Source organism: Bacteroides sp. 51 (assembly GCF_010500965.1).
In the GTDB taxonomy this organism is placed as follows: domain Bacteria; phylum Bacteroidota; class Bacteroidia; order Bacteroidales; family Bacteroidaceae; genus Bacteroides.
In genome coordinates, this window is record NZ_QVMI01000016.1 from 42,176 (window position 1) to 65,487 (window position 23,312).

General features: G+C 41.1%; 13 protein-coding genes. 8 read left to right on the forward strand and 5 right to left on the reverse strand.

The genetic code is table 11. The features are described from left to right. Positions 1–47 precede the first annotated feature (47 nt). Positions 48–2,570: a kelch repeat-containing protein gene (locus tag D0T87_RS12945; RefSeq protein WP_163175559.1), complete on the reverse strand. Its 2,523-nt coding sequence runs from the start codon at positions 2,568–2,570 to the stop codon at positions 48–50. Positions 2,571–2,984: 414 nt separating this feature from the next. On the opposite strand from D0T87_RS12945, the gene D0T87_RS12950 reads away from it, so the two are divergent. From D0T87_RS12950 to D0T87_RS12970, 5 genes are all read left to right on the forward strand, one after another. Beyond that, positions 2,985–5,288 carry a GH92 family glycosyl hydrolase gene (locus D0T87_RS12950; RefSeq protein WP_163175560.1) on the forward strand — a complete coding sequence of 768 codons (2,304 nt, stop codon included), beginning with the start codon at positions 2,985–2,987 and terminating at the stop codon, positions 5,286–5,288. 169 nt (positions 5,289–5,457) lie between these two features. Then, positions 5,458–7,059: a CTP synthase gene (locus tag D0T87_RS12955; RefSeq protein ID WP_163175561.1), complete on the forward strand. Its 1,602-nt coding sequence runs from the start codon at positions 5,458–5,460 to the stop codon at positions 7,057–7,059. Positions 7,060–7,174: 115 nt separating this feature from the next. Further along, on the forward strand, positions 7,175–9,025 hold the full coding sequence (gene yidC / locus D0T87_RS12960) for a membrane protein insertase YidC (RefSeq protein ID WP_163175562.1): 1,851 nt from the start codon (positions 7,175–7,177) through the stop codon (positions 9,023–9,025). 186 nt (positions 9,026–9,211) lie between these two features. Beyond that, the gene (locus D0T87_RS12965) at positions 9,212–11,299 is read left to right on the forward strand and encodes a S9 family peptidase (protein WP_163175563.1); all 2,088 of its coding nucleotides are present in this window, start codon (positions 9,212–9,214) and stop codon (positions 11,297–11,299) included. A 338-nt stretch (positions 11,300–11,637) separates the two neighbouring features. Continuing rightward, positions 11,638–14,907, forward strand: a complete 3,270-nt coding sequence (locus D0T87_RS12970; RefSeq protein ID WP_163175564.1) for a TonB-dependent receptor domain-containing protein — start codon at positions 11,638–11,640, stop codon at positions 14,905–14,907. A gap of 99 nt (positions 14,908–15,006) precedes the next feature. Here D0T87_RS12970 and D0T87_RS12975 read toward each other — a convergent pair whose 3' ends face one another. Both D0T87_RS12975 and D0T87_RS12980 read right to left on the reverse strand, forming a co-directional pair. After that, positions 15,007–16,101 (reverse strand): PspC domain-containing protein, encoded by a 1,095-nt coding sequence (locus D0T87_RS12975; RefSeq protein ID WP_163175565.1) that lies wholly within the window; start codon positions 16,099–16,101, stop codon positions 15,007–15,009. Between the two features lie 19 nt (positions 16,102–16,120). Continuing rightward, complete coding sequence (locus D0T87_RS12980; RefSeq protein ID WP_163175566.1) at positions 16,121–16,450, reverse strand: PadR family transcriptional regulator; 330 nt, start codon at positions 16,448–16,450, stop codon at positions 16,121–16,123. Positions 16,451–16,642: 192 nt separating this feature from the next. Between D0T87_RS12980 and D0T87_RS12985 the strand changes: the two genes are divergently transcribed. Together D0T87_RS12985 and D0T87_RS12990 are read left to right on the forward strand one after the other, a co-directional pair. Continuing rightward, a complete protein-coding gene (locus tag D0T87_RS12985; RefSeq protein ID WP_163175567.1) occupies positions 16,643–17,140 on the forward strand; it encodes a GNAT family N-acetyltransferase in 498 nt (165 codons plus the stop codon). A gap of 10 nt (positions 17,141–17,150) precedes the next feature. After that, positions 17,151–18,350: an ectonucleotide pyrophosphatase/phosphodiesterase gene (locus D0T87_RS12990; RefSeq protein WP_163175568.1), complete on the forward strand. Its 1,200-nt coding sequence runs from the start codon at positions 17,151–17,153 to the stop codon at positions 18,348–18,350. Positions 18,351–18,985: 635 nt separating this feature from the next. Here the strand turns inward: D0T87_RS12990 and aspS are convergent. Continuing rightward, complete coding sequence (aspS, locus tag D0T87_RS12995; RefSeq protein WP_163175569.1) at positions 18,986–20,755, reverse strand: aspartate--tRNA ligase; 1,770 nt, start codon at positions 20,753–20,755, stop codon at positions 18,986–18,988. A 124-nt stretch (positions 20,756–20,879) separates the two neighbouring features. Then, entirely contained in the window at positions 20,880–21,920 is a 1,041-nt protein-coding gene (locus D0T87_RS13000; RefSeq protein WP_163175570.1) for a diacylglycerol kinase family protein, read from the reverse strand. Positions 21,921–22,115: 195 nt separating this feature from the next. On the opposite strand from D0T87_RS13000, the gene D0T87_RS13005 reads away from it, so the two are divergent. Further along, positions 22,116–23,303 carry an aminotransferase class I/II-fold pyridoxal phosphate-dependent enzyme gene (locus D0T87_RS13005; protein WP_163175571.1) on the forward strand — a complete coding sequence of 396 codons (1,188 nt, stop codon included), beginning with the start codon at positions 22,116–22,118 and terminating at the stop codon, positions 23,301–23,303. Positions 23,304–23,312: the final 9 nt, after the last annotated feature.

The following is a 23,312-nucleotide window of genomic DNA, read 5'->3' on the forward strand; positions in this document are numbered from 1 at the left end:
CAGTGGTATGCCCTAGGCATCACAATGACATCAATCAAACAAAATATTCACCTATCCAGTAAATCCTTGAAAGACCGCGAATAATCCGCATCCATAATTTGCTTATATTCGGTTACAAATAATAAATACCTCCTTTTAGCCTCGTCGGTCATCTTCAATTTATTTAATGAGCTGACCAGGTAATAAATGGCATCTTCATTCAATGGGTCAATATTAAACACTCCTTCGCACAACTTCATTGCAGCTGCATAATTACCGGAAGTATAATATCTTTCCATGCCAACATACAAAGCAGGTTCTACTTTTCGTTCTATTTCCTCTTTGAACGAATCCAACAAAGACACGTCAATCCCTTTCAGGAATTTACCTCTCGAAATAATCCCCATAAGATCATCCATTTGTTGGCCTACAGTGCTCGAAGAAGTGATCTCAATGCAATGTATGTAGTCGCAATAACACTCGTTTGTTAAGACAATTTTAAAATATCCACTTTCGTAAACCAATCTGATACCGTCCAATTCACCAAGAACTTTCCTCAGGTTATTCAGTGCTACTCCCCTTGAGTTCTTCACTTTTTCTTCGGACTTGCCTGGCCACAGCAATTCATTCAATTCCTGAGAGGTTATCCCCTTATCCAAGCTATAGCCTAATATTAGAAAAAAGAGGTGCTTTAGTTTGGTACTCAGCATATAGCCGATCTCTTTATTGCGACGATCTATAATAGAAAAATCGCCAAAAAGATAGATCGCATTAGGACGTCTTGGGGACTCTGCATGAGAAGAATGCTCTCCAGAAAAACTCTCATCCGGATATTTTATAATGGAAGTATCATCGCCCACTTTCTTCTTCCGCCTTATATACATATAAATAAATGCCGCCACCAGAATGATGCCAGGTATAGACAGCCACCACCAGCAATTCTCCATATCCGAGTACCCCGTCAGTTTTTCTTTGCCAACGGGAGGAAAATGAATGGCATAAACCTTGGCTGTCGACGCAATATCATCATGCTCGAACTCCTGAACAATGCCATATAATTTACTTAAGCTCTTGCTATAATACAAATTGGCATGCGTAGTGATCTTCTCCGAAATAATGGGAATGGAATCTCCCAAGATCTCATGTTCCCCATTTTTCAATGAAAAACGATATAACCGCAAAAATGATTTGGAAAAATGCTCCGGATAACATAAGGTATAAAAACTACTGTCATTTTCAAGAATCATCCCTCTTACGGGAACCATATTTTCCCTGTCCCACGGAATCTCCCATAGTTTTGTAATCCGGTTATCATTCAAATCTATCTTATACAGGTCATAATAGTACATGCGTCCTACAGATTGATTGCCGGACTCGTTGCCCATTCCTCCAAAGAGATACAACACATTGTTTTTCTTTTCATATCCCATCGACGAAAAATACCTGGGGGTTATTTTATCACCTTCAAAAGAAAGTGTATCCCATCGGTTCGCATCTATATCGTACGAATAAAACTCCTTATTATATAATGTATTTCCAAACCCTCCAAAAATAATATACCGGCGATTTACCTCATCCAGAAAATTACAATGATGATGCAATTGTGTTGGTAACATGGCTCGGCTCACTGTTTCCCAAGTATAATTTTCCAGATCAAGATAAGTTATGGTCACAGCCTCATCAGATTCCAGAAACACATCGTATACATACAACCGGTTTTTCGCCTGATCAATAAAAGTAGTGCCCAGTTTAAAGGTCATTGGACATGCATTCGCGTATTTTTTAGAAGAAACCTCTCCTGTGCGTACATTATAAATCATAAGAGAATCCTTATTTACATAATATACCTCCTGACTTTCTGAATTAAAAATAGAACCGGCTACCGTTTTTGAATGAAAAGACGTGTTCAAGTCCCAGTAGTAAGCATCATTAATCAGCCAATCCGGATGCTGTACGCGCCCTACAACTTTCTTATGATTGTCATGAACATTTTCACCCTGACTTTCATCTAGTGGAAAAGAGTAAGTTTTATCCCTGTCTCCTACGCTTAGATTTCGCAAAGAGAATGTCGGCACATCAATTACATGTTCGCTTCGTCCAAAATAGATACGGGGTTGCCAGTCTTTCTTTAACATCAATCCCTTTGCAGTAAATACTTTCTCATGAATCTGCAATGTCAACGAATCCCTTTCAAGATCAAAAGATAAATGAAATGGAACCCAATGTTGCTCATACAAAATAGTCTTATCCAATTCTGCTGTTATCAGCACATCTTTACCTTCATAATTAAAATTAAAAACGGCATTCTCTCCCTGTCCGTTATACAATATATTATATGTCGTATTTTCTACCACATTCTTTATTCTCAGAACATAGCCTCTGGCATAATCGCCGGACAGTTCCTGAGGAGATATTTCAAACCGGAGATTTAATTCATGCCTGAAAGTAGGTTGACGTTCCTCAAATACAGAGTAACTGGTGCGCTCATCAATAACGTAATCATTCCCCTGAATTCGCAACCCTTGTGAAAATGCGGACAAAGAGGACAGAAATAACGACAAACAAACGATTATTGGATAGTATAATTTCATGGTCTGATTAAAAGATTCAACGATAACAAGAAGTCATTCATACAAATATAGTGAAAGCCGAAGACAGAACTGCAAATTTATTTGCAAGTTATGTTAAGGCGTATCCTATATTATTCAAATATACAAGAAAGGAAAAGACCACCGAAATTTTTCCGATACAATTCTATCGTTTTCAGTCAAATTCTCAAATAAACACACCTATAAGTTTATTAATAACATACTCCCCTATGCATCTTCTTTGAACGCTTAAGAAAAAGTCAAGCGGTTAACAAAATAATTCGAATCAATAACCCCCAATTAACCCAATAATAACCACAAAATTAATCTACATAATCGTATTTTTACCGGCAGTAACCCAAAGGGTGGAAAACACTCACCCAGGCCATTTTAATTTATTCATTAACCGTTTTACCGATGAAAAGAAACTCTGTTATTCTCTATTTAATCTGCTCTCTATGTTTTTGCAGTACAGGAGTCAGTTCTCAGGAAGAGCCTGTTGATTATGTAAGCATCCTGGTAGGAACATTATCCAAACATGAACTATCTACCGGAAACACATATCCGGCCATCGCCATGCCCTGGGGAATGAACTTCTGGACACCTCAAACCGGAAAGATGGGCGACGGATGGGCATATATATATAATGCAGATAAGATCAGAGGATTTAAACAGACCCACCAGCCTAGCCCGTGGATGAACGATTACGGTCAGTTTTCCATTATGCCCGTAACCGGAAAGGCTTTATTCAATCAAAACGAAAGGGCAAGCTGGTTTTCCCATAAAGCGGAAATAGCCAAACCTTACTACTATAAAGTATATCTGGCCGATCATGATGTAGTGACCGAAATTACTCCTACAGAACGTGCAGCCATGTTCCGCTTCACATTTCCCGAAAACGAACATTCGTATGTTGTAGTCGATGCTTTCGACAACGGATCGTACGTAAAGATCATTCCGGAAGAGAATAAGATTATCGGTTACACCACCAAAAACACCGGAGGAGTGCCGGATAATTTCAAAAACTATTTTGTCATCGTATTCGATAAACCATTTACCTATACAGCATCCGTTTCCGATAATATCATCGCAAATGGAGGCCGGGAGGTTCAATCGAATCACGCCGGTGGAATTATCGGATTCAGTACTCGCAAAGGAGAAATTGTACATGCCCGTGTAGCATCATCATTTATAGGTTATGAACAAGCTGAATTAAACTTAAATGAAATAGGTGAAGATCGTTTTAGTGAGGTTGTAGAAAGAGGTAGGAACAGATGGAATGAAGTCTTAGGTAAAATTAAGGTAAATGACACGAATATAGATAATCTGCGTACCTTCTACTCTTGTCTTTACCGGTCTGTACTGTTTCCACGCAGCTTTTATGAAATAAATGCCCAGAACCAAATCGTTCATTATAGCCCATATAATGGCGAGGTATTACCCGGATATATGTTCACTGATACCGGTTTTTGGGATACATTCCGTTGTCTTTTCCCATTCCTGAATTTAATGTATCCTTCCATGAATGAAAAAATGCAGGAAGGTTTAGTGAATGCATACAAAGAAAGCGGTTTCTTACCCGAATGGGCAAGTCCTGGTCATAGAGACTGTATGGTGGGAAATAATTCGGCTTCTGTTGTGGCCGACGCTTACCTGAAAGGGTTACGCGGATATGACATTGAAACGCTTTGGGAAGCCGTAGTGCATGGTGCAAATTCGGTCCACCCAAAAATCAAGCCGACAGGCCGCTGGGGATATGAATATTATAATAAGCTGGGGTATGTTCCATACGATGTAGACATTAGGGAAAATGCAGCGCGTACACTGGAATATGCATATGATGACTGGACCATCTATAAGTTAGGACAAGCTTTGGGTAAGCCTAAAAAAGAGATCGACATTTTTGCCCAAAGAGCCATGAACTATAAAAACCTGTTCGATCCGGAGCATAAACTTATGCGGGGTAAAAATAAAGATGGTAAGTTCCAATCGCCATTTAATCCATTGAGATGGGGCGATGCTTTTACAGAAGGAAACAGTTGGCACTACACCTGGTCCGTATTCCACGATCCTAAAGGCTTAATCAACTTAATGGGAGGAGCAAAAGAGTTCAATACGATGATGGATTCCGTATTCAATGTCCCACCTCTCTTTGATGAAAGCTATTATGGTTCCGTTATTCATGAAATACGCGAAATGCAAATTATGAATATGGGTAATTATGCACACGGGAACCAACCCATTCAACATATGATCTACCTATATAACTATTCAGGCGAACCCTGGAAAGCACAATATTGGATTCGTGAAGTAATGGATAAGTTGTACACACCCGCTCCTGATGGATATTGTGGAGATGAAGATAATGGCCAGACCTCAGCATGGTATGTTTTCTCTGCTATGGGATTCTATCCTGTGTGCCCGGGTACGGATGAATATGTTTTTGGTTCTCCTCTATTCAAAAGTATGACGCTTGAATTAGAGAATGGTAAACTGATAACCATAGAAACAAAGAATAATAACGAAAGAAACAGATATATAAAATCCATATCCGTAAACGGACAGTCCCATTCTAAAAACTATATAACCTTTGAAACACTTATGGAAGGCGGAAATATAACTTATGAGATGTCAGCTAGCCCTAATAAAGACCGAGGTATACTTGAAGAAGACTTCCCCTACTCATTCTCTAATGAATATACATTAAAAAAGAAAAAATAAGCATTGCTTTTCTTTTTACTTAATCTCTCCTGCTCAGAACTTAAATTCTAAGCAGGAGAGTTTCTTTTTTAGCATTATTTGTTCTGAAACCTAACGACTTCTTCTTTTATTTTTGTATTTTTGCGCTTTTTAGAATTAAAATATTGAATAAATTAAATTATATATAACAGTGGGAGAAACTAAGTATATTTTCGTCACAGGTGGTGTAGCCTCTTCACTCGGAAAAGGCATCATGTCATCATCCATAGGTAAACTATTACAAGCAAGAGGTTACAACGTAACAATCCAGAAATTTGACCCGTACATCAACATCGACCCGGGAACACTCAACCCTTACGAGCATGGCGAATGCTATGTAACAATAGATGGGCATGAAGCCGACCTTGACCTGGGACACTACGAACGCTTCCTTAGCATTGAAACCACAAAAGCAAACAATATCACCACCGGACGTATTTACAAAAGTGTTATCGACAAAGAACGCCGCGGAGATTTTCTTGGAAAAACCGTACAGGTGGTACCTCATATCACAGACGAGATTAAACGCAACATCAAGTTGCTTGGAAACAAATATAAATTCGACTTTGTAATTACTGAGATTGGTGGAACCGTAGGCGATATCGAATCACTCCCCTATCTGGAAAGCATTCGTCAGTTGAAATGGGAGTTAGGACAAAATGCCCTCTGCGTGCACCTGACTTACGTTCCTTTCCTATCGGCAGCTCAGGAATTAAAAACAAAACCAACTCAACACTCTGTAAAAGAGCTTCAATCGCTGGGAGTACAGGCAGATGTTCTGGTTTTGCGCTCAGAACACGAATTAAGTGCTAACCTAAGAAAGAAAGTAGCTTTATTCTGCAACGTTGAAGAAGATGCAGTTGTACAATCTGTAGACGTACCTACCATATACGAAGTTCCACTGAAAATGCAGGAACAAAACCTGGATAAAACGATCCTTCGCAAAATGGGACTTCCCATTGGCCCGGACCCGGAACTAAAACCCTGGAAATCATTCCTTGATCGCCGTGCAAAAGCTACCGAAGTTGTCACTATCGGTTTGGTAGGAAAGTATGTTGAATTGCAAGATGCGTACAAATCCATTCTTGAATCACTTCTACAGGCAGCCACTTACAATGATCGGAAAATTAAAATTGATTATATCCAATCCGAAGATATTACACCCGAAAATGTTGAAGAAAAATTAAGCAAAGTAGACGGTGTAGTTATTTGTCCCGGATTCGGTTCACGCGGTGTGGAAGGCAAGTTTGTTGCAGCAAAATACACACGCGAACATGATATTCCAACTTTCGGTATCTGCTTAGGTATGCAATGTATGGCCATAGAATTTGCACGCAACGTATTGGGCTATCAAGATGCTAACTCTACAGAAATGAATGAGAAAACCAAACATAACGTAATCGACATCATGGAAGAACAGAAATCGATTACCAATATGGGAGGAACGATGCGCCTTGGAGCATATGAATGTGTGATTTCCAAAGGTTCCAAAGCCTTTGATATCTACGGAAAAGAACATATCCAGGAACGTCACCGCCATCGTTATGAATTTAATAACAGCTATCGCGAAGAATACGAAAAGAACGGCATGAAGTGCGTAGGTGTAAATCCCGAATCCGATTTGATTGAGATTGTTGAAATCCCAACATTAAAATGGTATATCGGTGCACAGTTTCATCCGGAATACAGAAGTACCGTATTGAATCCGCATCCATTGTTCCTTTCATTTATAAAAGCTGCTATCAATAAGTGAAGATATTTACGATTAGACGATTTACGATTTACGATTGAAGTTACTTAGTTTAGTGTAAAAACTCTATGTTTATCTGTATTTCAACTTAAAAACTCAAAAACTAATAAACTCAAAGATGGATAAAAACACCATAATCGGACTTGTTCTGATTGGTCTCCTGCTAGTAGGATTTAGCTATTTCAGCCGTCCGAACGAGGAACAAATGGCTGCTTGGAAACGATATAATGATTCCATTGCTGTTGTTATGCAACAGGAAGAAGCACTCAGAGCCAAAACTGCCGCCGCATTAGCCAACGAAAAAGAAGAAAACATTGTAGACTCTACTGCCACATTCTTTCAAGCATTAACCGGAGAAGAAACATTTACCACTATTGAAAATGAATTGGTAAAAATCACTTTATCAAATAAAGGGGGACGTGTTTATTCTGCTATGCTGAAGGAATACAACGATCAGGAGAAACAACCGCTTGTGCTCTTCAATGACAAAGATGTGGCAATGAACTTCTATTTTTACAATAAAAAAGAAGCTATTCAAACCAAGGAGTACTATTTCGAACCGGTAGAGAAAACGGCAAACAGCGTAATTATGCGTTTGTTCTCTGACGAGTCCAGCTACATCGACTTTGTATATGTTCTTCATCCGGATAACTACATGATGGATTTTACCATCCGGGCGAACAATATGGGAGATAAGCTGTCGGCATCAACGCAATACATGGATATTGAATGGTCGCAACGTTCCCGTCAGCACGAAAAAGGCTTTACTTATGAAAACCGCTTGTCGAATCTTAGATATAAATATGCAAGTGATGACTCAGACCATCTTTCAGAATCAAAAGACGAAGAAAAGTCTGTACCGGAACGTTTAAACTGGGTGGCATTTAAAAACCAGTTCTTCTCTTCCGTATGGATTGCCGATCAGAATTTTGAAAAGAATGTATTGAAATCAAAGCTGGAAAAACAAGGCAGTGGCTATGTTAAAGACTACTCTAGTGAAATGAGCACGTTCTTTGACCCGAAGGGCGAACAGCCAACCACTATGCACATGTACTTTGGTCCAAATCACTATAAGATGTTGAAGTCATTTGATAAAGGCCGCAAAGACAAATGGGAACTTGACGACTTGGTGTACCTGGGGTGGCCTGTTGTTCGTCAGATCAACCAATGGTTCACCATTAATATCTTCGACTGGCTATCCAGTTGGGGGCTAAGCATGGGAATTGTATTATTGTTTATGACAATCATTGTGAAGATCATTGTATTCCCTGCAACATGGAAAACATATATTTCCTCGGCTAAGATGCGTGTGCTCAAACCACAGATTGAAGAAATCAGCAAGAAATATCCGAAGCAGGAAGATGCAATGAAGAAACAGCAGGAAACAATGGCGCTATACAGTAAGTATGGTGTTAGTCCAATGGGCGGTTGTTTGCCTATGTTGCTTCAATTCCCGATATTGATGGCGTTATTTATGTTTGTACCGAGTGCGATTGAGTTGCGTCAGGAGAGTTTCCTCTGGGCAGACGACCTTTCGACTTATGATGCACTGATTACTTTTCCATTTAACATTCCTTTCCTGGGAGACCACTTAAGTTTGTTCTGTCTGTTAATGACAGTTACTACCATTCTGAATACCAAATTCACCATGGCACAACAGGAAACAGGCCAACCACAAATGGCTGCTATGAAATGGATGATGTACCTGATGCCAGTTATGTTCCTGTTCATCCTGAATGACTATCCTTCCGGTCTTAACTACTACTACTTCATTTCAACACTGATCAGTGTATTGACCATGATCGTATTACGTAAGACGACCAATGAAGATAAGTTGCTGGCCCAATTGGAAGCTAACAAAGCCAAAAACAAAAATAAAAAGAAATCAGGTTTTGCTGCCCGTTTGGAAAACATGCAGAAAGAGCAGGAACGCCTGTTGAAAGAACGCGAAAAACAAGGAAAGCGGTAAGCGCGGTGAGGCAGCGGTGAGGCACCGCAGCCAGGTTTCCATACGGATGTATTTTAACTGACGCAGATTACGCATACTGATAGAGCGGAAATACACGGAAAATGAATAAAATTCCGTATATTTCCGCTCATTTCGATTTTTTGCGTATCTATTTCTTTGAAGAGCTAATTATTAATATAAAACAATATGAAATCAGCAAATCTAATTATGATGTCAGCAGCGATGATGTTAGCCTCTTGTGGCAATCAGGATGCCGGAAAGACTGAACAGGCGATTATCGAGAAATCGAACATCAAGATCGAAGGAAAGCGCATGACTCCCGAAGCGTTGTGGGCTATGGGACGTATTGGCGGACTTTCCGTTTCTCCGGATGGAAAACAAGTGGCATATACTGTGGCATACTACAGTATTGAAGAGAACAAAAGCAATCGTGAAGTATTTGTTATGAACGTCGATGGTACGGATAACAAACAAATTACACACACGCCATTTAGTGAAAACGAAGTCGTATGGATAAAAGGTGGAAGTAAACTTGCATTCTTAAGCAGCGAAAGCGGAAGCAGTCAGCTTTGGGAAATGAATCCGGATGGTACCGCTCGCAAGCAGCTGACCAATTACGATGGAGACATTGAAGGTTTTGCTTTCTCGCCCGATGAAAAAAAGCTATTATTCATATCACAGGTTAAAACCGTAAAAAGTACAGCCGATAAATATCCCGACCTACCCAAAGCAACAGGTATCATTGTGAATGACCTGATGTATAAGCATTGGGATGAATGGGTAACTACTGCCCCTCACCCATTCGTTGCCGACTTTGATGGTACAGGTATCCGTAATATTACGGATATCATGGAAGGCGAATTATATGAAAGCCCGATGAAACCTTTTGGCGGCATTGAACAACTTGCATGGAATAACACTTCAGATAAAGTGGCTTATACTTCCCGTAAAAAAACAGGAATGGCATACGCCGTATCTACCAACTCCGATATCTATATTTATGATCTCAATACCCAAAAGACCGTAAATATCACTGAGGGCATGATGGGATATGATACCAATCCTCAATATTCACCTGATGGCAATTCCATTGCCTGGCTGAGTATGGAGCGCGATGGTTATGAAGCAGACCAAAACCGTTTGTTCATCATGAATCTGGAATCGGGTGAAAAGCGTTTTGTAAGTAAAGCCTTTGATTCGAATGTAGATGCGTTCTGCTGGAGTAAAGATGCACAAACGATCTACTTTATTGGAGTATGGCATGCTAAAACCCAAATCTACACATTGAATGTAGCCGATGCTACTATCAAACCAATAACAGAGGGCACACACGATTATGCTTCCGTAGCTTTATGCGGAGATAAACTGATTGCTAAGCGTCACTCTATGAGCATTGCCGACGAGATTTACACAGTCGATATTACTGAAGGCGCGGCGACTCAAATTACATTTGAGAATCAGCATATCTATGATCAACTGGAAATGGCAAGAGTAGAAGAACGCTGGATTAAAACAACAGATGGCAAGCAGATGTTGACTTGGGTTGTTTACCCACCACAGTTTGATCCGAACAAGAAATACCCTACCTTATTATATTGTCAGGGAGGTCCGCAAAGCCCGGTTAGCCAATTCTGGTCATATCGTTGGAATATGCAAATCATGGCGGCCAACGATTACATCCTTGTTATGCCCAACCGCCGTGGACTTCCCGGATTTGGTTTGGAATGGAACGAAGCTATTAGTGGAGATTACGGTGGACAATGCATGAAAGATTATCTATCGGCTATCGACGAAGTCAGCAAAGAGTCTTTTGTTGACAAAGACCGCTTAGGTTGTGTTGGTGCCAGCTTCGGAGGTTTCTCTGTATATTGGCTTGCCGGACATCATGATAAGCGATTCAAAGCTTTCATTGCGCATGATGGAATATTCAATACTGAAATGCAATACCTGGAAACCGAAGAGATGTGGTTTGCAAACTGGGATATGGGTGGTGCTTACTGGGAGAAGAATAACCCGGTTGCCCAACGTACATTTGCGAACTCACCACATAAATTCGTAGATAAATGGGATACTCCTATTTTATGTATCCACGGAGAAAAAGACTATCGTATTCTGGCATCACAAGGTATGGCTGCATTTAACGCGGCAGTACTTCGTGGGGTACCGGCAGAATTACTTATTTACCCTGATGAAAACCACTGGGTATTGAAACCACAGAATGGTGTATTATGGCAACGCACGTTCTTTGAATGGTTGGACAGGTGGTTGAAGTAAGCAGCGAGGAGGCAGCGAGGCGCTGCACCCAGGTTTTAAAGAGACTGTCTAATTTCTTAGATGGTCTCTTTCTTTTTTAAATTGTCGATAAACAAAATGGTACACATATATGGTAATGTTCAAACAAGAGAGCGACTTACTTATTCGTTCTTTTTTGAAGCACTAACTTATATTTTATCATTTATATCAGTAGATAACGAACACTTTTTTTTGTAACCTCAAAGAAACAATATCGTCATAAAAATACATGTGTTTTTTTTAGATGTATTTGGTCTTTTTATATATTTTTGCTCGAAATTTAAGTCTTATTTTATTTTTCAAATTAAATTTTAACAAGTATGTTTAAGAAATTACTGTTTCTTAGTTTTTTGTTGTTTGCTTTAGCAGTAACATCTGATGCACAGGTTACAACCGCATCAATGAATGGTAAAGTTGTGGCAGATAAAGAGGCTATCATCGGAGCTACAGTACAAGTTGTACATGAGCCTTCGGGAACTAATTATGGTGCCATTACCAATATTGATGGTCGCTTCTCACTACAAGGTATGCGTACCGGAGGTCCATACAAGGTAACAGTTTCCTATATTGGATATAATACCGCTATATATGAAGGTATTTATCTACAATTAGGTGAAACCATAGGTTTAGATGTTTCGCTTGGCGAATCATCAGAGATTATCGACGAAGTTGTAGTAATAGGAACCAGAACGAAGTTCTCTGCCGAAAAAACAGGTGCTACTACCAACATTTCTTCGGAACAGATTACACAGTTGCCTACCGTGAATCGTAGCATCAGTGACATCGCCCGCCTTTCTCCGTATGCCAACGGAATGAGTTTTGCAGGGGGCGACGGACGTTCTACCAACTTTACGATTGACGGTGCCAACTTCAATAACAACTTCGGTCTTTCATCGGCATTGCCCGGTGGTGGTAGTCCGATCTCAGTAGACGCTATCGAAGAAGTGCAGGTTGTGATTGCCCCATTTGATGTTCGTCAGACGAACTTCATCGGTGGTGGTATCAATGCTGTTACGAAATCGGGCACAAACACGTTCAAAGGTACAGCTTATACATACTATCGTAATCAGGATATGCGTGGTAACCGCATCAACGGCGAAGACTTAGGCGCTCGCGCCGATGAGTCTAAAACGACTAAAGGTTTCACATTAGGCGGTCCTATTATCAAGAATAAATTATTCTTCTTTGTGAACTATGAAAAAGAAACAATTCCCGGAGAAGTAATAAAGTATCGCGCACGCGAGGATGGTGAAAAAGTAGAGGGCATGGTATCGCGTACATTGAAGTCGGATATGGAAAAAGTTCATAAACATCTGATGGATAAATATGGTTATGATGCAGGTTCATACACTGGTTTCCCTGCCGATGAAGAAAACACCAAAATCTTAGCTCGTATCGACTGGAACATTACCGACCAACACCGTTTGAGCTTGCGTTACAACAAGACTGAAAACACCGCCTGGAATGGTCCTAACGCCAACTCTTCTGATACTGGATTTCGTTTGAACAATACTTACCGTGTAGGTACGCAATCTATGGCATTCTCCAACAGTATGTACTCGATGGACAATAATGTGACATCGTGGGCAGCCGACCTGAACAGCCGTTTCTCGAATAAGATTTCCAATCAGTTGCTGTTTACATATACGAACATCGAAGATATGCGTGGAACTGGTTCTTCTCCATTCCCATTCATTGACATCATGGCAGGATCGGACGCAGAAGGCAATCAGATTCTGGAACCTTATATGAGTGCGGGTTACGAGTTGTTTACATATAACAATGGTGTGAAGAATAAGATTACAAGCATCATCGATAACTTTACATACTTCACCGGTAACCATAAGATTACAGCAGGTATCAGCTATGAGCATCAATATGCCAACAATGCGTATATGCGTAATGGTACAGGATACTATCGTTACAAAAGTTTGGATGACTTCCTGAATGGTGCTGCTCCCGAATCGTTTGCCCTCACTTACGGATGGAACGGCAACAAATCACCTAACGCACAGGTTACATTCAACCAGTTGGGTTTTTATGCACAAGACGAATGGGATATTACAAATAAGTTTAAACTAACTTATGGTGTTCGTTTCGACAACTTGATGTTTGATAATAAAGATATTGAAACCAATGATGCAATCTATGCGCTTGACTTCAACGGACAGCACATCGATACCGGTAAATGGCCCGATTCAAGAATACAGATTTCTCCTCGCGTAGGTTTCTCCTGGGATGTATTGGGCGACAAATCGCTGAAGATTCGTGGTGGTACGGGTGTATTTACCGGTCGTTTACCATTGGTATTCTTCACAAATATGCCAACCAACTCTAACATGGTCCAAAATCAAGTGCAGTTCAAGACAACTTACGATAAAGGTGTAGAAACCGGTCATGATTCTCGCCTGGATCAGTTAGCTGGTGGCATGATTACCAATATGGATGAAATCATTTCGAAGTTCGGTTTGCCCACTACGCTTGACACACATGTTGCCAGCAATAAGATTTCCGGCGTAGTCAGCGACTTTAAGATGCCACAGGTTTGGAAGACTTCCGTAGCTGTAGATTATCAAGTGCCGGTTTCTTTCCCACTGTCTGTTACAGGTGAATTCATGTACACAAAGAACATCAACGCTGTAACAATCAATAACATCAATATTAAAGATCCAAGCAACTGGGAACGCTTCAGTGGTGCGGATGATCGTTATATTTATCCTGCGGACTATGCTTATATCAAGGGTACAAATGCCGTAATGTTGGACAACACCTCTAAGGGATATGGCTATACAGCCAATATCACGGTGAATGCTCAACCAATTGATAAATTAAACGTAATGTTAGCTTATACACATACGGAATCTAAGGAAGTCTCTGGTATGCCGGGCAATGACCCTGTATCGACCTGGCAAGGTCTGCATTCAGTGAATGGTCCGAACTTTAGCGGTACGCAACGTTCACAATATGTGATACCTGACAAGTTGATTTCTTCTGTAAGCTATTACATTCCGTTCAAATACAAAGGATTGCTTCGTGGCACACACTTGAACCTGTTCTATTCCGGTTATTCACCTAATGGCTACAGCTTCTGCTACACCAACGACATGAATGGCGATGGTATTGCTAACGATTTAATGTATATTCCAAAGGACGATAGCGAAATCAAATTTGTATCTGAAGAAGACCGTGTTGCTTTCTGGGAATTTGTCAATCAAGACTCTTACCTGAAAAACCATAAAGGTCAATATGCTGAAGCTTATGCTGCTCGTAATTCATGGGTACATCGTTTTGATTTCCGCTTGATGGAAGACTTTGAATTCAAAGTAGGTAAAACAAAACACAACATTCAAGTGAGTTTTGACATTATGAACGTAGGTAATATGATCAACTCGAAATGGGGTATTTCTAAGACCAATACAGTGTCTAACAGCAGCAGATTCGTGAAATATGAAGGAAGAGATGCATCTAACGTACCAACTTATTCGATGTATAAAGTCAACGGTGAATATCCAACCAAGACTTATGATACATACAAGAACTACAGCGAATGCTGGAGACTGCAAGTGGGTATCCGTTACATCTTCAATTAATAGAGAAGGATACAAGCGATTTAGATAAATTGAGTAGGCGGAAAATAAAGTGGTTTTCCGCCTACTTTATTTTCCGCCTCTCTCATTATAAGAATGAATTTACATCAGGATACCTTCTAAATACGGCACATCCCAGCTCAACTGTGGCAAAGCTAAAAAGAACACGGCCAGCCCCACTATCCAAAGAATTAGTAGTGTCCATTTTAAGCCTGAAACCATGGGTTGCCAATTAAAAACCTGGCGTAATATGGCAAAGACGATTCCGAACAGGGGGATACCCACAATTATAACCCCGGCTATACATGCGATAATCGTAACTAACGGTGAAGCAGAGATGTATCCCCAATCAATAGAAGGCATCAAACTATATAATGCAGCTCCTCCGCCTATCATCACGGAAATGATTGCAATTACCAAAGCTACAAGAACAATAATCAAGACAAAAAGTATAGGACTAAAAATGATAGCCAACACCACAAGACACGCTTTCAGAATGAAACCTATTATGCTAACAAGGGCATCGGCCAGCTTTTGCAGGAATGTACGCGGTTTGTCCGAACGCATATAATCATTCACTCCATTAGCCACTTTCTCGAATCCATCTGTGACGGTCTTGCCGATGTTCTCCATAGTGACTTCCTCGCCGCGCATACTAAGTTTTTCGGCTGCTGTTTGGGCTTCCGGAATCACCAGCCACAAAACAATATAAACGGGGATTAAAGTGCCCACTCCACAAATCAATATGATCAGGACGACCAAACGGAGTAGCGTGGCATCCCAGCCGAAATAGGCTGCCAAACCGCCAATTACCCCTCCTAATATTTTATCATCGGGATTGCGATACAAACGCTTGGCTGTTTTTCCCGGCTCCTTATAAGAAGTATGTTTCGTTTCAGCACCCGGTGCATCAGTATACGCCGAATTGTCTTGTTCATCCTCAAATTCCTCGGGTTTTCCCATACGTTCTATTACTTCTTCAACATGGGCAATGGTTATTACCTGTGAGTTTAATCCGATTTTCTCTGAAAACAATTCGGAAATGCGGGTTTCTATATCATTTATTATCTCTTCGGCCCCTTCTTGCTTACGAAAATGGAGCTTCAGGTTGCACAGATATTCATCTAACAGGCGGTAAGCATCTTCATCTATGTGAAAGACGGTTCCTCCGAGATTAACAGTCAATGTTTTTTTCATTTTATCTATGTAATTTAGTTTATTTATTGGCTATATGATTCACTGTTTCATTTAATTCTGTCCATGAAACTTCAAGTTCTCCTAAAGATTCCTCTCCTTTTTCGGTTAGCTTATAATATTTACGTGGAGGTCCCTGGGTAGATTCAATCCATTCATAACTCAGAAGGTCTTCATTCTTCAAGCGGGTCAGCAATGGATATAGTGTTCCTTCTACAACGATAAGGCGTGCTTCCTTTAATTTGTGAATGATATCCGAAGCATACGCCTGTTCTTTGTGCAATAACAGCAGGATGCAGTATTCCAGCATTCCTTTGCGCATCTGCGACTTTACATTATCTACATATTTCATATTTACTATTAGACTATTTACAATTGAAAGAACTAGTTTGTATGGCACAAATATATGCATTGCTTTAGTACTATGCAATACATAGTACTTTTAATTTAGATATATTAACCATAAGATAACTTTCTCTTCGTGCTTTATTCTAAGAGAAAAAGAAATATTCCTTACCTTAGCTTCTTTAAATAAAAGGTCAATATGCTAGATTTACGCAGAGCCACAACAGAAGATTGTGGGCTAATTCACGATATGGCGATGATTGTTTTCCCAGCCACATACAGTGAACTTCTTTCTAAGGAGCAACTGGATTATATGCTTGAGTGGATGTATGCTCCACAGAGTATCCGCAAGCAAATGGAAGTAGACCATCATGTTTACTTCGTTGCATATAAAGATGAAGAGCCTTGCGGATATGTGTCTGTAGAACAGCAGGATACTGATCTCTTCCATCTTCAGAAGATATATGTGCTTCCCGAGTTTCAAGGTCATGGGATAGGGATTTTTCTGTTTCAGGCGGCCATCCGTTATATAAAAGAGATTCATCCTTCTCCTTGCCTGATGGAGTTGAATGTAAACCGCCAGAATAAAGCGCTACAATTTTACGAACGAATGGGTATGCGTAAACTGCGCGAAGGCGATTTCCATATAGGTAATGGATATTATATGAATGATTATATCATGGGGCTGGATATTTAAAACTCGCAATATGAAAAAACAAGTTGTATTATTAGGGCTTCTTGTCCTACTGATCGCATCGTGTACCAAACCGGAGAGAAAGCATTATACGGTTATTGTTTCTTTAGATGGCTTTCGTTGGGATTATCCTACTTTTTATGACACTCCGAACCTGGACAAAATGGCGGAAAGAGGAGTAAGCGCCACGATGCTCCCTTCTTTTCCTGCTTCTACTTTTCCAAATCATTATACGCTTGCAACGGGATTGGTTCCCGATCATAATGGCATTATCAATAATTCATTCTGGAACCCTAAAACACAAAAGCGGTATACGATGAGTGATTCGACCACCCGATACAATCCGGCGTATTATCTGGGGGAGCCGATATGGATTACTGCCCGGAAACAAGGTCGGAAAGCGGGCGTCTTGTATTGGGTAGGCTCGGATATTGCAATTAAAGATACCTATCCTACATATTATAAGGTATGGGATGATGTTCCCCGCCTTACCTTTGCGCAACGAATAGATACTGCAATGGCATGGCTGAACAGGGCTGAGGCGGAAAGACCGGATCTTATTATGCTTTACATCGAGGAGCCGGACATGGCGGGCCATAACTTTGGTCCAAAGAGTGAAGAAACAGGAAGGGTGGTTCATCGTGTAGATAGTTTGATGGGAGTGTTGAGTGCACAAATTGCCGCTCTTCCTTATGCGGACCGGGTAAACCTCATCGTAACCTCCGATCATGGCATGACGGATATAAGCCCGGAGCGTTTTGTGGATGCTACATTATATATCAATCCGGATTGGTGCGAATTGGTAGATGGTACAACTCCGACTTCAATCTTTACCAAAGAAGGATATAGAGATTCTGTATATAATGCCTTGAAGGATGTAGAGCATATACATGTATGGAAGAAGGAAGATATTCCGGATGAGTTGAACTACGGCACGAGCGATCGCATTGGCGATATTGTTGTAGCCCCCGAACTTGGTTGGCAGTTCGCTTATAAAGCTAAAACATCTAAAGGTGCGCATGGGTATTTTCCACAATCGCCCGATATGCAGGTGATGTTCCGCGCGTATGGACCGGATTTTAAACAGGGATATACTTCTTCTAACAGTTTCGTCAATGTAGATATTTATCCTCTATTAGCACATTTGCTCGGCGTACAACCGGAAAAGACGGATGGAGAATACGAGCGGATTAAAGGCATCTTGGCCGAATAAGCAATTTTCTTGATAAATTGCAGAAACGATATTCAAAAAGATAGCATTTTCCCAGTTCTTCTTACGCACGTGTTTCTCGAAATCGCTCAATGAGATGTTAAAAACTAGGTTTGAGCTTGTTTTTGCAGTGTATTATGGATGTTTGGAAGCATTTTAGCGTTCGGTTGTCTACACTTGAGCCGCGTGTTGTTGACAACGCGCGGCTCAAGTATAAATAGCACGCGGCTCAAGTGTAGAGATTTGAGCGCTAGACTGTCGACAGCACGCGGCTCAAGTGTTTAGAGTGATTCTTTTTATAGGTTCTCATTCTCTGGTTGAGCGATTTTCGAGAAGTGATTCGGCATGTGCATTTGCCGCCTTATCCTTCATTATTATGTTATTTTGTTTTTATTTTTGAGATATTACATCGGTTTGTTTTGCAAAAGCGTCAAATTCCGTCCGTTTTGAAATTACCAAATGCGGTTCTTTTGCCGTTTTTTCTTTCCTTTCCGCAGCAAGTACCGAGTTTGCGATTTGGGGAGTGATAGAATATCAAATTGTCATTTTGATAAAGAGGCTGAATTCTAAGTCTCCTTCAAATTCAGCCTCTCTACTTCTGGGACACACCCATATGATAAGATAAATGCCTAATTCATTTATTCCGCACCAGAGTTTGGCACATTCACGATCAGATTCAACTCATCCAACTGCGATTGCTCCAATGCAGCAGGAGCATCAAGCATCACATCACGACCTGAGTTATTTTTAGGAAATGCAATACAGTCGCGGATAGAATCCAGTCCGGCGAATAGAGATACAAAACGGTCAAGACCATAAGCCAATCCGCCATGTGGAGGTGCACCATATTTGAAAGCATTCATCAGGAAACCAAATTGTTCCTGTGCACGCTCGGGAGTAAATCCCAGCAACTCGAACATCTTGCCTTGTAGCGCGCTATCGAATATACGGATAGAGCCCCCTCCCACTTCTACACCATTGATTACCATATCGTAAGCATTGGCGCGAACGGCTCCCGGGTCAGAATCCAGCAAATGAATATCTTCCGGTTTAGGAGAAGTAAACGGATGGTGCATAGCCATGAAACGACGCTGCTCTTCATCCCATTCAAACAATGGGAAATCTACCACCCACAGGCAAGAGAACTTCGTTTTATCGCGCAAGCCCAACTGACTGCCCACTTCCAGACGAAGTTCGTTCAATTGTTTACGGGTCTTCATTACATCTTCGCCCGATAGAATCAAGATCAAATCGCCTGGTTTTGCACCGAAAGCCGCTCTCATTTGCTGCAACACTTCCTGCGAGTAGAACTTGTCGACACTCGATTTTACAGTTCCATCCTCTTCTACACGAGCATAAACCATACCTTTTGCACCAATCTGCGGACGTTTTACAAAGTCAGTCAGTGCATCCAACTGCTTACGGGTATACGTAGCCGCCCCCTCTGCACAAATACCGCCCACATAAGCAGCGCTATCGAACACCGGGAATCCGTGTCCTTTCATGATATCCATCAACTCTACAAACTTCATTCCGAAGCGGGTATCCGGTTTATCACTACCATAATATTTCATTGCGTCATGCCATGACATGCGTGCGAAAGCATCTTGAATCTCAACCCCCAGAATCGACTTGAAGAGATGCTTCGACATACCTTCGAAAGTACTCAATACATCTTCCTGGTCTACAAAGCTCATTTCACAGTCAATCTGTGTAAACTCCGGCTGGCGGTCGGCACGTAAATCCTCGTCACGGAAACACTTTACGATCTGGAAATAGCGGTCAAATCCCGACACCATCAGCAACTGCTTCAACGTTTGAGGCGACTGTGGAAGCGCATAGAACTGTCCCGGATTCATACGCGAAGGCACCACAAAGTCGCGCGCACCTTCGGGAGTAGAGCCAACCAATACAGGTGTTTCTACTTCCAGAAACCCTAATTTGTCCAGATAACTACGCACCTCGATCGTCATTTTATGACGAAGCTCCAGGTTGGCACGAACCGGGTTACGACGCAAGTCGAGATAACGGTATTTCATGCGGATATCATCTCCACCATCCGTATTATCTTCAATCGTAAACGGAGGAGTAACAGATGCATTCAACACTTTAAGCTCCGAAACGATGATCTCAACATCACCGGTGGGTATATTCGAGTTTTTATTAAACCGTTCGTTTACCACTCCCACTACCTGAACGACGTATTCGCGCCCCAACTTGTTGGCCTCTTCGCACAAAGCAGCATTTACCTCTTCATTAAAAACCAGCTGAGTAATACCGTAGCGGTCGCGCAGGTCAATAAAAGTCATTCCTCCCATTTTGCGGGAACGTTGCACCCATCCGGCAAGCGTAACCTGCACGTTTACATCGGAGATACGAAGCTCTCCACACGTATGCGTTCTATACATATATTAATTAAGAATTAAGAATTAAGAATTAAGAATACCGTACGGCATCATTATTCTTAATATTTAGTATATCATATTGTTTATCTCTGAATCGGCACAAATTTACATGATATTTTCTTGAATATCATTCTTTCTTCGTTAGTTTCTTGATCAATTCCTTGTTTTTGTTCATGATCATTTTATTCTTCTGGGCAATATCCCCAACAATTTCTTCATTGATCATTTTCAACACGCTGAGATAGTCGGTAGCCCTCGTCAGCACACTTTCTTTTTGCTTCTCTCTGGGCGCCACCACATGCAATCCCTTGTTGATAACCTCAATATGAATATCCTCGCCCGTAATCATCGGATCGCCATCGAAATGAACAACCCCCGAAGCCTCGCGGTGGATATGAAGATCCTTGCATTTGAATGTTTTTATACGGCTATTCTGGTCTATCGTTTTATTGAACAACTGAAATGCCAGCGACGGGACATCCAGAACCGTAAAAGGCTCAAGAATCGTAATATCCAGCAAACCATCCGTAATCATTGCCTGCGGAGCAATATAAGCATTGTTCCCATACTGCGAAGCATTGCCGCAAGCAATCAAAAAAGCTTTATGTTTTACAGTTCCGTCTTTAGTTTCCAGTTCGTAAGTTTCCGGCTCATAATTCAGACTTTCCTGCAATGTTTTTTCGAGATAAGTCAGCATCCCCCGCTTGCCCGCTTCGGCAAATTTCAGACTGACGAATGCATCAAAACCAACCCCACAAGTACAGAAAAAAGGAATACCGTTGATCTTACCATAATCAACCTGCTCTATGAAGCCTTCATTGATCAGTTCGAGCGCTTTCCGGGTATCCATCGGCACCTGAAGATGCCGCGCAAAACCATTGCCCGACCCAAACGGCAGAATAGCCATAGCCGTCTCCGTATCTACCAACGAACGGCCCACTTCATTGACCGTACCATCTCCCCCTACGGCAACAACGATATCAACCCCCTCCTTTACAGCATCTGCCGCAATCTCAACCGCATGACCCGCATTTTCCGTATATCTTATCTCCCAGGATATCTTAGATTTATCTATAACCTCCTCTATCTGGTGTATAATAGAATCCTTGTTTTGTGTCCCCGAAATCGGATTTATTATAAATATTATTTTTTTCTTTTCTTCGCTCATAAAATTAGTATATGCATTCATTTCTAAACAGACAAAAATAATATAAATCTCTCAATTCTTCTATCTACTTGTCAGGTAAAAACGAAAAGGCAACTTTTTATATAGGAATATTGAACATCTAACTAGTTATTTTATTATCTTTGACCCCGATTTTGCAGAACATGATACTGCACTGAATTTATTAAACTACAATTCATGGGATTATTACAAGACAAACTAGCCAAGTACGACCTTCCCCAAAGGGTGAAAGCACAAGGCGTATATCCTTACTTTCGTTGTATTGAGAGTGAACAGCATACCGAAGTGATGATGAGCGGGAAGAAGGTGTTGATGTTTGGATCTAACTCATACCTTGGTCTTACCAACCACCCTAAAGTTATTGAAGCCGCTATTGAAGCCACCCGCAAATACGGAACAGGCTGCGCCGGATCAAGATTCCTGAACGGAACGTTAGACCTTCACCTGGAATTGGAAAAAGAACTGGCTGAATTTGTAGGCAAACAAGATGCGATAATCTATTCTACAGGCTTTCAGGTAAACCTTGGTGTGGTATCCTGCGTCACCGGACGTGAAGATTATATTATATGCGACGAACTGGACCATGCCTCTATCGTTGAAGGCCGTCGCCTCTCTTTCTCCAAAGCACTAAAGTTCAAACACAATGATATGGAATCGCTCGAGAAGGAACTGCAAAAATGCAAACCCGAATCGGTGAAACTAATTGTTGTTGACGGTGTATTCAGCATGGAGGGAGACATCAGCAACCTACCCGAGATTGTTCGTTTGGCCAAAAAGTACAATGGCTCCATTATGGTAGACGAAGCACATGGTTTAGGCGTACTCGGACATCAGGGACGCGGTACATGTAACCATTTCGGCCTTACCGACGACGTAGACCTTATCATGGGTACATTCAGCAAATCATTGGCTTCCATCGGAGGTTTTATTGCCGGCGATGAATCGATCATCAACTATCTGCGTCATAATTCACGTCCATATATATTCAGCGCAAGTAACACTCCTGCTGCTACTGCTGCTGCAAAAGCGGCTTTGCAAATTATGAAAACTGACCCTGAACGCATCCAACGCCTTTGGGATAATACAAATTATGCATTAAAGAACTTCCGCGAAATAGGATTTGAAATCGGACATACCTCTACACCTATCATTCCACTGTATGTAAGAGATATGGAGAAAACATTTATGGTTACCCGCATGTTGTTTGACGAAGGCGTATTCGTAAACCCCGTGATACCGCCGGCATGTTCACCCGAAGATACATTAATCCGTTTCTCATTAATGGCCACACATACCATAGACCAGATTGACTTTGCTATTGAGAAACTGGTGAAATGCTTTAAAGCATTAGATATACTAAAATAGCGGCGAGGC